At 47.9% G+C, this 15369-nt stretch carries 10 protein-coding genes and 1 rRNA gene; 9 read left to right on the top strand and 2 right to left on the bottom strand.

What is annotated here, in order from left to right:
• Window positions 1–3: 3 nt before the first annotated feature.
• On the bottom strand, window positions 4–1782 hold the full coding sequence (locus tag ACE04G_RS23275; RefSeq protein WP_486094897.1) for an SWIM zinc finger family protein: 1779 nt from the start codon (window positions 1780–1782) through the stop codon (window positions 4–6).
• Window positions 1783–2062: 280 nt separating this feature from the next.
• On the opposite strand from ACE04G_RS23275, the gene ACE04G_RS23270 reads away from it, so the two are divergent.
• Window positions 2063–2881, top strand: coding sequence for an endonuclease/exonuclease/phosphatase family protein (locus ACE04G_RS23270; protein WP_449003730.1), 819 nt, complete (start codon window positions 2063–2065; stop codon window positions 2879–2881).
• A 177-nt stretch (window positions 2882–3058) separates the two neighbouring features.
• Here the strand turns inward: ACE04G_RS23270 and ACE04G_RS23265 are convergent, their stop codons facing one another.
• Window positions 3059–3886 (bottom strand): methyl-accepting chemotaxis protein, encoded by an 828-nt coding sequence (locus ACE04G_RS23265; protein ID WP_449003729.1) that lies wholly within the window; start codon window positions 3884–3886, stop codon window positions 3059–3061.
• Window positions 3887–4256: 370 nt separating this feature from the next.
• Between ACE04G_RS23265 and ACE04G_RS23260 the strand changes: the two genes are divergently transcribed.
• From ACE04G_RS23260 to ACE04G_RS23225, 8 genes are all read left to right on the top strand, one after another.
• The gene (locus ACE04G_RS23260; RefSeq protein WP_221822250.1) at window positions 4257–6503 is read left to right on the top strand and encodes a glycoside hydrolase family 88/105 protein; all 2247 of its coding nucleotides are present in this window, start codon (window positions 4257–4259) and stop codon (window positions 6501–6503) included.
• Between the two features lie 333 nt (window positions 6504–6836).
• Window positions 6837–8177 carry an ABC transporter substrate-binding protein gene (locus tag ACE04G_RS23255; RefSeq protein ID WP_221822248.1) on the top strand — a complete coding sequence of 447 codons (1341 nt, stop codon included), beginning with the start codon at window positions 6837–6839 and terminating at the stop codon, window positions 8175–8177.
• Window positions 8178–8224: 47 nt separating this feature from the next.
• Window positions 8225–9175 (top strand): carbohydrate ABC transporter permease, encoded by a 951-nt coding sequence (locus ACE04G_RS23250; RefSeq protein WP_260632850.1) that lies wholly within the window; start codon window positions 8225–8227, stop codon window positions 9173–9175.
• On the top strand, window positions 9172–10020 hold the full coding sequence (locus ACE04G_RS23245) for a carbohydrate ABC transporter permease (RefSeq protein ID WP_192136130.1): 849 nt from the start codon (window positions 9172–9174) through the stop codon (window positions 10018–10020). The genes ACE04G_RS23250 and ACE04G_RS23245 overlap by 4 nt, the downstream gene beginning before the upstream one ends.
• Window positions 10021–10048: 28 nt before the next feature.
• Entirely contained in the window at window positions 10049–11917 is a 1869-nt protein-coding gene (locus ACE04G_RS23240) for a cache domain-containing sensor histidine kinase (RefSeq protein ID WP_221822246.1), read from the top strand.
• Complete coding sequence (locus ACE04G_RS23235) at window positions 11914–13518, top strand: response regulator (protein ID WP_449003728.1); 1605 nt, start codon at window positions 11914–11916, stop codon at window positions 13516–13518. The genes ACE04G_RS23240 and ACE04G_RS23235 overlap by 4 nt, the downstream gene beginning before the upstream one ends.
• Before the next feature lie 51 nt (window positions 13519–13569).
• Window positions 13570–14115 carry a GNAT family N-acetyltransferase gene (locus ACE04G_RS23230; protein ID WP_449003727.1) on the top strand — a complete coding sequence of 182 codons (546 nt, stop codon included), beginning with the start codon at window positions 13570–13572 and terminating at the stop codon, window positions 14113–14115.
• Window positions 14116–14747: 632 nt separating this feature from the next.
• Window positions 14748–15369 (top strand): 16S ribosomal RNA (locus ACE04G_RS23225); the annotation flags it as partial.

Below are 15369 nucleotides of genomic sequence, written 5' to 3'. Positions count from 1 at the left end.
AGCTCATGAGATCAGTTTACCTTTCCGAAGCTCTTCCTGCAGGGCGCGCAGCCGACTGTTACGAACGGCGAGTGTGGTGATGAATTGCTCCCAGTGCGCTTCTTGCTTCATTTTTTTATAGATTTTGGACAGACGTTTCAGCAGCTTCACCGCCGCTTTGTATCCGTCCCTGTTTTTGTGTCCTATATAACGCTCCACTGCCTGATGATAGAAGGGAAGCAGCAGTTCGGGTGCATCTTTTTCGATCGGTTGCAGCATCGCTACGCGAAATTCGAGAGGCTCCGTCCCTGTACTCAGCTGAAAATCAATCCACCTGCGCCACTGTCCACGCGAATGCATAGCATCCTCGTAGGCGGGGCGGGAGTGGGGAAGCATACTGACAAGCGTGTCCCACATTCGGTTCTCTGTATCAGGCAGATGTTGAATAGCCGTGTCCCACAGATGCATGTAATCATTCAAAGGCGTATTACGCCGATTCGACAGCAAGGGACCAAGTTGTACCAACCAATCCCCAAGCCGCTTCCATTCAGCCGAGTCTGCGAGTACATGGAGAAAATGCAACAGTTGTTCTGGCGGGAAACCGTAGGTTGAGCTTCCATGGATGAGTCGCTGCCATGCCTGATCATCTTGCCCTACATGGAAGTACATCCAGCTCTGCGCGAGTAAGAGTGGTAAAGGCAGTGTTACTGCTTTGCTTGGTCTATCAATACCACTTTCATTACTCTGAGCGCTACCCAAGACACTCCCACCTGACTGGGAAGGTGGCGAAGCGGCGGTTATATTGCGCTCTATATCATCTAAGATGGCCTGTTCCGACACTAACATGTCCCGCGACCCTTGAAGCTCAGGTACAATCCAGTTCAACCAAAGTTGTCGATAGATCGGGGTGAAGAACATCATGCTGGCTGTCTCAGGCATCATCTGTTTGCGTAAATAAGCTGAGGTTTCGGCCAGTCTGCTCCAAAGTTGTTCAAGCTTGTTTCCCTTTAGACCCGAGAGGTCTAGTGGATGGTTAAAGATCCGCTCAATGTCTTTCAGAAGTGCATCCACCGCGAGCTGGGCAGGGTAACTCAAGTACACGGGAGTATGCGTGATGGAGTTACGGGCCGGTGGCACGCAGAATCGGATGAGGTGCAGCTGTACATGTAGTTCAAAAAGTTGGTCCATTGCAGCGTTCAGTCTTGGCTTAATGGCATATAGCTCGTCCGTTGCTTCCTGTACGTAGGACGTGCTTGCTGTGCCAGTACCCAGCCGTCTCAGACAGGAGTGGAATAGCTCGTGCCATTCCGAGATTTCGAGATCAGCAAGCTCTGTTGCACGTTCCTTGATCTGGCTGTATTGGTTGTCCGGAATGTCCGTATCCTGCTGTTCATCGGCATCTGTATAGCTGGATAGTCCTGCGGACATGGCACCGACGGGTTTGGTCGTTTGTTTGAGCGCAGTACTGGAGTGCGCATTCACAATCGCATGCACAGGTCGCTCCAGTTGCTCGGCATAACTCATTAATACAGCCGTCATATGTTTGCATACGGAACTCACCGGGCAGGTACAATGACTTGTAGTCAGGGACTGCATGCTTAGTGTGACCTCGTACTCTTCCGATCCTTGTACAACGGCCGAGATCCCTTGTTGTTCGGAATAGGTTAATGGTCCGACACGTTTCTGTTTATAATATTGGAATCCGCGCATGATCGTCAGGTTATTAAAATGCTCCGCAACCTGCCTGATCAACTGTCGCCACTGCGCATCATCCATCCTCATGTTATTCGGTATGTTCATCATTCCATCTCCTGGGGTAAACATAGGTTCAGTAATCACCACGTCTATGACGTGATGTTGTAAATTTGTTGTATCCATCATATCAGTTATGAGCCAATCCGTGCATGGGTTATGAAGAATTTGAAGTTATTTTAGACCAACTGGAATCAGGATGAACACGTCGGTTCTGCTGGCGGACGGAATGCATGATTACACCATATTGTGTATGCTTATGGTATGTATTCCTTTCAGGAACGATGCAGGCCGGGGAAACGGCCATATTACACACAACAGGAGAGAGCATATGAAAATACTTACGTTAAACACACACGCTTGGGCGGAAGAGAATCAACTGAACAAGATCAGTCAACTGGCTGATTTTATTAATACACATCAATTCGATGTAATCTCCATGCAGGAGGTCAACCAATCCATGCAGGAAGCGGCGCTTTCTGAAGAAGAACTGAAGATGTATTATGTTACTGAATCCGACGCTGTGATTAAAAAAGACAACTATGCCTACGTCCTGCTTCAGCAGCTGACAGAGCAATATTACTGGACGTGGATTCCCGCTCATGTTGGGTTCCAAAAGTACGATGAAGGACTGGCGATCCTTAGCCGGACGCCGATTAAGCAGGCTTTTGGGGAATACGTGTCCCACATGCGGGATTATAACAACTATCGTACACGCAAGATTGTGGGAATCCAGACGGTCGTCCAAGGTGAAGCAACCTGGTTTGTGAACGGACATTATAACTGGTGGGATGATGCGCAGGAACCTTTCAAGGGACAGTGGGAGTTAACGGAGAGCAAGCTTGCCCCCTACATGGATCAGCCGTTATATATAATGGGTGATTTCAATAATGTCGCGGAAGTGCGTGATGAAGGTTATGATTATATGATGAGCAAAGGCTGGAATGACCTGTACACCACAGCATTGCAAAAGGATGAAGGAGCAACTGTGGTGAAGGCCATTGCCGGCTGGGCAGATAACAAACGCGATCTTCGGATCGACTATATTTTCTCCAATCGTCCGATTCAGGCTAAATCTTCTACCGTGGTCTTGAACGGTAAAAACGGGCCGGTCGTGTCCGACCATTTTGGTGTCGCTGTAGAGATATAACAGCCGTGTGACCATAAACTATAAAGGTGATATCACCGCAAATACGAAACAAAGCCTCCGCTGACTTCCTGTTAAGGGAAGTTGCCGGAGGCTTTTCACATTCTAAATCATTTTCTGTGTCTATGTACATTTCATATCATATCATTCATTCTTTCTTTCTGCTGCGGAACTGGACTGTTACTCGAGCGACAGCATCTGATGTACAAACTTTTTCAGATTCGCGCTTGTCTCGCTAAGTTGTTCGATACTTTCCATGAACTCGGTAACAAGCTTGGCCTGATCCACTGTTGCGGTTGTAATCTGACCGATCTCTTGTTCCATATGCTTCATGGAATCTTGTACACTACCGAGGGATGTTTCGATATCAGCCGCTGCTTGTTTCGTATGATCGGACAGCTTGCGTACTTCACTGGCAACTACACCGAAGCCGGCTCCCTGATCGCCCACACGAGCTGCCTCTATCATGGCGTTGAGTCCAAGCAGGTTGGTTTGTTCCGATACTTCACGAATGACGTTTGTTACTTTACCTACACTGACCGAGTTCTCTGAAGCTTTTTTGGAGTTACGCAGAATCTCTTCCGAGGTTGCGGAGAGTTCTTCGGAATGTGCAGCAATCTGCTGAATGCCACCAACGAGAGCATTAATGGTTGTTTCATTTTCACGAATCAGATTTTCCAGTGTCATATGACTATCCAACGCGTAGTTTACACCCAATATACCCACAACCTGATCGTTCTCTTTAATAGGGATTAGAATGGAATCAAAAGGTCTACCCTGCAGATCACCAGGCATACGTGCCACGGTACGGGAATCTCTGTTAGTCAGCATTTTGAAATGTTTATAATCATCATGCAGCTCATCCCCAACCTTCACGCCAATCTCCAGACTTTTTGCCTCGGAAAAATACAATACTTTCTCATGATCATTAATGGATATGGATATGTCGTCACGGAACATTTGGCTAACAAAAGGCATAGCATTTACCAGAGATTCAAGAGTATTCAATGTGCATCTTTCCTTCCCGATACAAAAAGTGGAATTTTTCAATCTAGTATTTATATCGGTAACGTTTTCTTGTTTTTAAACCATTGTTTAAATTTAAGTTAACCTAGAGAGAAAAGGCGACTAAATCCAATATAATTGTAAGCGTAATCAAAAATCTGTAGCCACCACAGAACATGTCAGTTATACTGGGATTATTATTCGGCTATTCAGAAGATAACCAAGGGACATACCTATTTCCCGGTAAGGGGATTACCCACCTAGGTTAAGCGCTATACTTTATTACTGCATATTAGTTTAGTGCTCTAGTGTGGACGGTATGAATGCTATGATATAAGAATTTATTTCAACAGAAGAAGGATGTGTGCCATCGATGACGACCTATTTCAGTGAACCGCAGAGCATGTATTACCGATTTGGAGAAGATCAGGATCAGGTGTTGAAGGTACTAGCCGAGAGGTATATTGGAGCCAATGCGCAGGCTGATTTTGTATATCGGGTATTCCAGAAGTCTGGTATTTTGCAAAATGAAAAAGGGCTTTATGATCTGAATTTAGGTAAACGCTTTCCTGGTACGCCTAAAGACCATATATCCTACGCAGCTGCACTGGTTTGGGGGGACGAGGACCGGAATCTGGACGTGTTGGTCCGCTGTTATGGGCCTGTTCGTTTCTATTTCAATGAGCAGTTGGTCTATCGCTCTACCGTAATGGATGAGATTAGTCCAGACGCAACGGTGAAGCTCAGCATCGATATCAAGCCTGGTTGGAACACCATTTGGCTGGAGATGAAAAACACCCCTGCCGGATTTGGCTGCCAGTTTGGGTCAGATGAAGGAAAAGTGCGCATTTTGAATGTATTTGCTCCATTTCAGGAGAGACAGGGGCAAGCGGGGTGGGTGTTCTCCCAACCGAACCCAGCCACGAGTAAACAACCGGACCTGCTTGGAAAAGAATCGGACTACAGCTTGAACTGGCTGCCTGAGACAGGCTGGTCTGATGAAGATAAAACCAAGCCAGCTTTCGAACGAATATTCGGAAATCTTCCTGGAAAACATGCTTATGCTTGGACCCATCTGAACAATAACGATTCAACCGGGAATGCGGTGCGATTGTCAGGTCAATCTTCCGGTTCTCTGAGTATATGGATTAGTGGCAAGCCTGTGGCGCAAGTGAAGGAAGCGGGTTCGTTCGAGGTGGATGTACCAGCCTCTTTTGGGCGGAGTGACCTGATTGTCCGAAGTGAATGCAATGATACGGCGGCGGGACCTTGGCATTTTAATTTGAACGCAACCGTGTCGGGCAAGCCGCTCTCACTGGAACTTCCTCAGCGTGTGCACGGTGCTAATGGAGAGTCTTGGTTATATGTTGGACCTTTTGAATCGGAGGTTGAACCGGACTTGGCGGATCTGACTCGAACGGACCGAGTGTATCAAACGGGTCTAGAACAGACGTATTGGCGCTTAGATCGACCGGATGCTTGGATCAGACCTTATTATGAGAACGCGATGTTAAGCAACAAATGGACAGTGGGCAGTGTGACTAATTATGGTCGCTGGGATTATCCATTGGGTGTCACTGTATATGGTCTATTACGGACGGGGCGTTATTTGCAAAGACCGGACATTACACGTTATGCGGCTGAGCATGTGCAGGCATGTACCCAGATGTATGAGTACTCATTATGGGATCGGGAGCAGTATGGTTTCCCGGCAGTCAATCAACAATTGGTCATGCTGAAAATGCTGGATAACTGCGGTTCTTTTGGTTCAGCCATGCTGGAAGCGTATTCCGAGTGTCATGAACCAACGTTTCTTCCGATTGCTGAACGGATCGCCGATTTCATGCTTTTCCGTTTGGAACGACAGGAGGATGGGGCATTTTATCGCACATGTGTAGGGGAGTATGCCGAGAATACCATGTGGGCAGATGATCTCTACATGAGTACGCCGTTTCTCGTTCGTTATGCACGGGTGACAGGCAACTCGGCCGCATTGGATGAAGCCGCCAGACAATTTTCACTGTATCGGAAGTATCTGTTTATGCCTGAGTTCAAGATCATGTCCCATGTGTATGATTTCAAATACGAACAGGCAACGCAGATTCCATGGGGACGGGGAAATGGCTGGACACTGTTTTCCTTGACGGAGGTATTGGAAGCTTTGCCGGCAGAGCATCCCGAGCGTCCAGCCTTAATAGATTTCTTCAATGAGCTGTGTGAAGGGTACGCAGCGCTTCAAGGGGAAAGCGGGTTGTGGCATCAGGTGTTGAATGTTCCGCAGACGTATGAAGAAGCCTCCTGCACGGCGATGTTTGCCTATGGTTTTGCGAGAGGTGTGCGTTTTGGCTGGTTCAAAGACCCTGAAGTTTATGTCGCAGCTGCCGAGCGGGCTTGGAAGGGACTCATCTGCAAAGCAATCGATCGTCAAGGGAATGTGCATGGTGTGTGCAGCGGTTCGAGATATGCGTTTACGGCAGAGTATTATGATCAGGACTTGCGTACCGTCACCAATGACAATCACGGAATAGGCATTATGATGCTGGCAGGAACTGAAGTGGCAAAAATGAAGAAACATCTGGCTGAGCACAGGGTGTCTTCACCTGCCGTCTCACATTCCTGACAGACTCGCAGGAAACACATTTTTATAGCTGAACATCGAGCTTTTCCGACCATTCAATGGCCCGTAGAAAGAAATGCCGTGATTTGATGTTCATACTTTCGTTCCATATCAACCCGCTATCTTTTTCTCACGTATCATGCATGTATACCCATAATCATACCGATACGGGAACGGAACCGCCGGGAATATCATTCCTGGTGGTTTTTGATTCCTGTAACTCCTTACTTTTTTGACAGGAAAGCTTACTTTTGTTTATGTCATGTGCAGCAATGGATCGATACAATAGATTTTGTAAGCGATTCCATAAATGCAAGAAGGGGAGGAAATTCATTTATGATGATTACAAAAAAGTGGGTAACCCTGTTCTGCCTGTCCCTGTTATTGTTCGCTACAGCCTGTTCTGGAGAGGCCACCGATACACCATCTTCTTCTGGAGAAGCAAGTGGAAGTGAAGGAGATTCATCAGGCAAGATTGAACTGCGCATGACCTGGTGGGGATCACAGACTAGACATGATCTGACGACCAAAGTCATCCAATTGTTTGAAGAGAAACATCCGGGAATCACCATTAAACCTGAATATTCCGGTTGGGACGGTTACTTTGACAAGTTGACTACACAGGTAGCTGGTTCGAATGCACCTGATATCATCCAGATGGATTACGCCTTTCTGACTGACTTTGCCCGGCGTGGGGCCTTGCTTGACCTGACCCCGTTTGCAGAGAGCAAAGAGCTGCGGACAGAGGACCATGATCAGAGCATGATTACAGCCGGATCAATTGACGATAAATTATATGCGATTACCCTCGGAGTTAACGCACCGGGTGTCATCTATGATGCCACCGTATTTCAGGAATTAGGAATCGAAGAACCACAAGAGAGCTGGACATGGAAGGATTTTGGGGATATTGCGACTAAGATCGCCGCAGCCAAAGGTGAGGGGTTCTATGGATCTGCAGACATTTCCGGTACAACGAACATGTTTGAAGTGTTTATCCGGCAATCCGGAAAAGGATTGTTCGATGGTGGCACAATGACAGCTACCAGCGAGGAGCTTCAGCAATGGTTCGATATGTGGAGCGCACTACGCGAGAATGGTGGAGTGACCACAGCGGAGATAACGGCATCCACAACCAATGCGCTGGAGACACGCCCGATCTCGCTGGGTACAGCTGCGATGGATTTTGCATGGTCTAATCAATTGCTGACATTCCAGCAGGTGAACAAAAACCAGGATCATAAGCTTGGCATACAGGTTCTTCCGCATGGTGTAGGTGAAAAGCAAATCGGTGAATATCTGAAGCCAGGCCAGTTCCTCTCCGGTTATGGCAAAACCAAACATCCAAAGGAAGTTGCCATGTTCATTGATTTCATGGTCAATGATCCAGAAGCAACCGCTATTCTTGGTTCTGAACGTGGGGTACCGGTCAATTCCAGTATTCGTGAACAGATGCAACCTACGCTGCCGGAAGCAGAGCAAGTCATTTTCCAATTTATCGATACGGTATCGAAGAACTCCAGCGAGATTGACCCGCCATACCCGCAAGGATTTGCTGAAGTGGACACGAGTTTCAAGAGCGCAAGCGAGCAGATCGCCTTCGGTCAAGGCAGTACTCCAGATGTCATTGCCCAGTTTATTGAAGGAGCCAAGGCTACGCTTGGATCGAGTCAATAATAATTGAAACTGTCTCAGACTTCTAATTCTGCGGGGAGGTTGCGAAGATGACGACATCACAGGTCAGTCAAGCCCGAATCGAGCGTGTAACTACCCGGCGGGTGAAACGGAGATATGCCCACAATGGAGCAGCGCTTCTGTTCCTCGCCCCATGGCTTGTCGGATTGTTATTTCTAACCCTTGGTCCCATGCTGGTATCGTTATACTTCTCGTTCACTGATTACAGTATCCTGGCCGCCCCTTCCTGGGTCGGTCTGGATAACTACACCACGATGTTTACATCGGATAAACTGTTTACCCAGTCGCTCAAAGTCACCTTCACGTATGTCGCTGTATCCGTACCGGTCAAGTTGATCTTTGCGCTGCTGGTAGCCATGTTGCTCAACAAAGGGATTCGAGGACTCGGTATTTACCGGACGGTGTATTACATCCCGACATTGCTTGGGGGTAGCGTGGCGATTGCGATGTTGTGGCGTAAAATGCTGGGTGGGGATGGGCTGCTCAATAGTGTCCTTGCCATGGTAGGTATTAAAGCTCCCGATTGGGTTGCGAATCCGAAGTATGCCCTGTACTCCATCGTCCTGTTATCCGTATGGCAGTTTGGATCGTCGATGATTATTTTTCTGGCTGGCCTGAAGCAGATTCCACCCGAGTATGATGAAGCCTCAGCGGTAGATGGTGCAGGTCCTCTTCGGAGATTCTTCTATATAACGTTGCCGATTCTGTCACCTGTCATCTTCTTCAATCTCGTGATGCAGCTGATTACATCGTTTCAATCGTTCACACAGGCTTTTGTTATCAGTAACGGTAGCGGAGGGCCAGTGAATTCAACCTTAATGTACTCTCTGTATCTGTACAAAAAAGGATTCTCATTCTTTCAGATGGGCTACGCTTCCGCGATGGCCTGGGTGCTGGTCATCCTGATTGGCGTATTTACATTGCTCGTATTCCGCAGCAGCAAGCTGTGGGTGCACTATGAGGATGGTGGGAAATCATGATTGGACAACGGAACTCTACAGCATGGGTCGTCGGCAAACATGTGTTGATCTCAGGCATCGCCTTTATCATGCTCTACCCGATCCTCTGGATGCTGGGCAGCTCATTCAAACCGGGACATATGATCTTTACAGAGACCTGGTTCTGGCCACAGGAATGGAATTGGCAAAATTACATGAATGGCTGGTCGGGTATTCAGGGCAATCCATTCTCCCGCTTCCTGACCAACTCTGTCATCCTGTCGCTTGGAGCTGTGCTGGGTAATGTGATTTCCTGCTCTATGGCGGCGTATGCGTTCGCTCGGCTGAATTTTCGTTTCAAAGCTATCTGTTTCGGCCTGATGCTTATGACAATCATGCTGCCCCATCATGTGACGCTGATCCCGCAGTATATCCTTTTCAACCACCTGGAGTGGGTGAATACGTATCTGCCGCTTGTCGTGCCAAAATGGTTGGCGACTGACGCCTTCTTCATTTTCCTCATGGTACAGTTCTTCCGGGGATTGCCCAAAGAGTTGGATGAGGCGGCCACCATCGATGGATGCGGTCCTGTGAAAATATACACCAAAATCATCATTCCACTTGCTTTCCCAGCGCTGGTTACCACGATGATCTTTACGTTCTTGTGGACATGGGACGACTTCTTCAGTCAGTTGATCTACCTGAGTGACGTGAGCAAATACACCGTGCCGCTGGGTCTGCGTTTGTTCCTTGATTCCAGCTCTCAATCCGATTGGGGTCCGATGTTTGCCATGTCGGTGTTGTCACTGGTGCCATGTTTTATCGTATTTATCGTGTGTCAAAAGTACTTCGTGGAAGGAATCGCGACCTCTGGGCTCAAAGGGTAATTCCAAGACGAAACGAGTTGATTTTTCCATGGGGAAAGGAAGATGGTCTTCATTCATTAATCAAAAGCTGCAACAAAGCAAGCTCTCCACGTTGATGGTGACTTGCTTTATTGCGTTTAACCTCCTGCTCGTCTCGGTTGTGGTCTGGCTGGCATATCAGTCTTTCTCCACGGTCACATTTGCCGAGATTAGCAAAGCACGTCTGGCTCTTCTGAACGAAAGCACACGTCGGGGATTTGATTTTATCACAGGGGTAACTGGAACCGCTTATGCCTTGGCAAGCAATCGGGAACTGTCCAGTCTGCTCGAAACGGCTGATACGGGCAGGCTTGCACAGATTCACCAGCGGAGAGAGGTCTCTCGAATTCTGGATCATACCATGGTCGTGAGTGAAGGCATCACTTCCATTGAACTGTATACGGATGTCTTTAATGAAGTGACAGTGACTATGGCTGATCGCATATTTCCGGTGGACACCATCGCACACGACTCTTGGTTTGCTACGCTTGAAAAGGCTGATGCCGCTTGGGTTCCGCTGCGTGAGAACGAATCAGGCCAATCCCTGGTCGGATACGCCCAACGGATTTTCGACAGTCGTGGAGGGACGGTTGCCTATGTGCTCATTCGACTGAGCAGAGCGGACATCGTACGCAGGTTTGCCGATGTACCCATGGTGCTTGATGGAAAAGTCCTGTTGGTAGATACCGCTGGTAATGTCGTAATGCAGATGGGGAGAGTTGATCCAGCAGGGGAGAAGGAACGAGCGGATAGAAGAAATGAAGCGAGTACAGTACAGGAACCGGGTGGAGCTGTAAATTCATCTTCTTCTATTATAGATAGTGCATGGATTCAGGAACATGTCCAACCTGGTGCAGACGGATACGAAGTGGTTTCCGGCCAACCCGGAGGTGCTCAATTGGTGCTGTACTCCAGGCCAGCCATGCTTCAGTGGCGCCTTGTACAGACTATTCCGGTATATACACTGTTATCTCCGCTCAGACAAGCGGGCTGGCAGATCCTTGGCATCGCCGTACTTGGACTATTATGCTCGGCTGTGCTGGCGTACCTGTTTGTAAGGCAGATCATCCGGCCTTTACGACAATTGATCAAGCGAATGAGACAACTGGAGAAAGGGGACTTCGATACCCGGGTCCAACTCTCATTTACGGAGGAATATGCCCACTTGGCTTATGGCTTTAATCATATGGCTTCACAGCTCACGACGCTGATGGAACAGGTGAAGGATGAGAGCCGGGCCAAGCGTGAAGCCCAGACGGGCTTGCTTGAGGCCCAGATCAAACCCCATTTTCTATACAACACCCTCGACATGATCCACTGGCGCGCACTCGATTACGAAGCCAAGGATATCAGTCGTATGATTGTACAACTCAGTAAGCTGTTACGGATCGGACTGAGTGGAGGGAGATTGTTTATACGGGTTCGTGATGAGTTGGAACATGCCCGTTGCTACGTTAACATCCAGTCAGAGCGGCTACCGTTCTCCATTCAATATCAGGAGCAGATCGATCCGCATATTCGCGGTTGTTACATTCCCAAAATCATTTTGCAGCCCTTCATCGAAAATGCCGTTATGCACGGGCACCCTGAAGAAGGCACACTTCGAATTCAGGTGTATATGCACGAAGAGGTTGGCCCGCATGAGGATATCGTCATTCGTATCACGGATAATGGGCGGGGTTTGCCGGAGGGGTGGAAACTCGAAGAGACGTGTGGCATCGGCGTACGGAATGTACATCAGCGCATTCAGCTTTATTGTGGGAAGAGATATGGTGTTCAACTGAGCGATAGAGCGTCAGGTGGCGTGGAAGTGACCATTACGCTGCCGCGTATTGAGACCGACGAGCAATTAAATCTATGGCTGGACGGTGAAAAATGATGAAGACCATTATGCTTGTTGATGACGATCCTCATATTGTAAAGGCATTAACAGATCATATCGATTGGCCTTCTCTAGGCCTCAGCATTGCAGGCACTGCTTCCAATGGCTTGGATGCGCTGGAGCTGTTTCACCGCATGCATCCAGATGTCGTTATGACTGACGTCTACCTGCCGGGGATGACCGGGCTTGAGATCACACAGACGTTGCGCCGTGATCATCCCCACTTGCCGATCATCATTCTTAGTGGATATGACGAATTCGAGAACGCCCGGGCAGCCATGCGTTGGGGTGTGAATCACTTTTTGCTGAAGCCGGCAGAGGTTGAGGAGATTGAATCTGTGCTGCGGGAGGTGCTACTGGAACAAGATGTGAGAGAGCGGCATGAGCGACTGGAGCAGACGTACAAGCAGGAGGTTGGACGGGTACTTCCGTATTTGCGCAAACAATTTCTTTACGAACTGCTGACTACGCGATATCGGGCAGACGAGCTGCCCAAAGAACGCATGGACTATATAGGCATTCATATTTCCTCACAGACACGCGCCATTAGTCTGCAACTGAATCGCCCCGTATTTTTGACACGAATGAAAGAACGGGATTGGCAGCTTCTCCGCTATGGGGCGGCAGATATTATTCAGGAGACGGTGAAGGAGCAAGCGGCGCGCATGAATGGTCAGGTAGAGATTGTTGATTATTCGGATCAGGTATTTGTGTTGCTTCTATTAGGAGATAAAGATCATCTGGAGGAATGCCTGCCACTCGTGGAGCGGATGATCGATCAGATCTTTACGTATCTGAAAATTGAAGTGAGTGCTGGAATCGGAAGATCCAAAAGTCACCCATGTGAGGTGATAGATTCCTATCTCGAGAGCAGGGAAGCGGTGGAAACAGCAGAGTTTCAAGGTGGGAGTCGTATCTACCATTATGAAGCATCAAAGGAAACAGAACCAAGTGTGACCGATTATTCATTATTGCTTCGTCAATGGAATGAGGCTTGGGCGGATATTCGACCTGACCTGGCGGAAGAGGTATGGCATCATATTTGCCTTTTGCTGAAAGAGGGGAAATGTGTTGGGATACAGGATGTACAGGTTGTGGCCGTCAGTCTGTTTGACACATTGATGCATAGCTGGAACCGACTTCATCCTATGTTAACGCCGCCGCTGGCGATGAGTGCCTTTCTGCGTGAAATTCAATCGAAATATGCTTTGCATGATCTGGTAAACTGGATGGATCGTATTATCTGCGACTGGTTGGAACAGATACGCAAGGAGATGGGCGAGAAGAAAAGCAATAAACTTATCGAGCAGGTGAAACAGTATGTAGAGCTTCATTTCGCCGAAGAGATTAGTTTTGAAGCGATAGCCAGGGGGCTGTTTGTACATCCGAAGTATCTGAGTCAACTTTTCAAAAGGGTGACCGGTGAGAATTTCGTCAGTTATTTGAACGGGTACCGGATTCAGAGAGCGTTGGAACTGTTGCAGTCGGGACATTACATGGTATATGAGGTGAGCGAGATGACGGGGTTCCGGAATGCGACGTATTTCAGCCAGGTGTTCAAAATGCTTACGGGCAAGAGTCCGTCTGAGGTGGGGTAGGGCGATACAGGTACAGTAATTATACAGAGCGGAAGAGGAGATATGGTTCTTATGATGATCGATCGGCAGGAATATAACATTAAAGGCTTATCTTACTCCATTAGATCAGCAGAGGAAAAGGATGCTGAGGCCTTGTCTTTACTACGTGTACAAATCGATGGGGAAACCGAGAACATGGATCGTGAAGAGGGTGAGGCGTATATCGACGCAGCCGGGTTTAGGCGGATCATCCATTTGGACACTGAGAAGTCACGGAATCTGTTCCTTGTTGCTGTAGTGGCGGGCGAGATTGTGGGATACTCCCGATGTGAAGGTACAGAGCTGAAGCGCTTTTGCCATAAAGTTGAGTTCGGCGTGTGTGTAGCCCGAGAGTTCTGGGGACATGGGATTGGCAAGAACTTGTTGGAGAAGTCGATAGAATGGGCAGACCAGACTGGTGTAGAGAAGATGACGTTGAACGTGCTGGCATCCAATGAAAAGGCAATCGACCTATACCAAAAGAGTGGCTTCGAGATCGAAGGCATTTTGAAAAAGGATCGTCGACACACCGATGGACAGTATCACGACACGATAGTGATGGGCAGGTTCAGAGACTAATAGTATAAAAAGTGAAAATCACAATCTATATAAGCCCACAGGCTATGGAGTTCAATGGTTAGATTTGATACCGACATAATAGATAGCAGCGTTATTTAGTAGAAGTATTATGCTTCTTATCTTATAGAACGAATGTAATGATGTTGAATGAGTCTATTCACAACCTATTATTGAGATAGATTAGACCGGTGAGTGTATATAGGATATAGTAAGAGGATATTACCATTGGAAAAAGAGATTATGAAGAGATTGAATCATATATAAAATCAGTTTCCGGATGGGATATTTTACAAGTAGTAATTGTGTTGTGTATATGATATATTCTATTTCCGGCCAAAAAAACACGAGAAACAAAGTGCCGCAGGCAAAACAAATAAGCTTCGAAAGAAACTTAAAAAAAGAGCTTGCTAATTTGGTTCGGAAGTGTTATGATATAAAAGTTGCTGAGGAGAACAACGCTCGGTAACGAAAACAAGTTTGATCTTTGAAAACTGAACAACGAGTGAGTAAACATTCTGCTTGCAGAATGAACGCGAAAGTTTGAGACAAGCCTTGGCTTGGATCGACTAGAGCACAAATGAGATTTTTAATCTCGTCAGATTCAAAATGAGCTTATCGCTCTTTTCAATACTTTATTGGAGAGTTTGATCCTGGCTCAGGACGAACGCTGGCGGCATGCCTAATACATGCAAGTCGAGCGGACTTGAAGAGAAGCTTGCTTCTCTGATGGTTAGCGGCGGACGGGTGAGTAACACGTAGGCAACCTGCCCTCAAGTTTGGGACAACTACCGGAAACGGTAGCTAATACCGAATAATTGTTTTCTTCGCCTGAAGAGAACTGGAAAGACGGAGCAATCTGTCACTTGGGGATGGGCCTGCGGCGCATTAGCTAGTTGGTGAGGTAACGGCTCACCAAGGCGACGATGCGTAGCCGACCTGAGAGGGTGATCGGCCACACTGGGACTGAGACACGGCCCAGACTCCTACGGGAGGCAGCAGTAGGGAATCTTCCGCAATGGGCGAAAGCCTGACGGAGCAATGCCGCGTGAGTGATGAAGGTTTTCGGATCGTAAAGCTCTGTTGCCAGGGAAGAACGCTTGGGAGAGTAACTGCTCTCAAGGTGACGGTACCTGAGAAGAAAGCCCCGGCTAACTACGTGCCAGCAGCCGCGGTAATACGTAGGGGGCAAGCGTTGTCCGGAATTATTGGGCGTAAAGCGCGCGCAGGCGGTCATTTAAGTCTGGTGTTTAATCC

It is taken from the genome of Paenibacillus sp. AGC31, from assembly GCF_057334655.1.
Note: the sequence above shows the minus strand (reverse complement) of the source record. Positions and strands in the feature narration are given on the sequence as shown.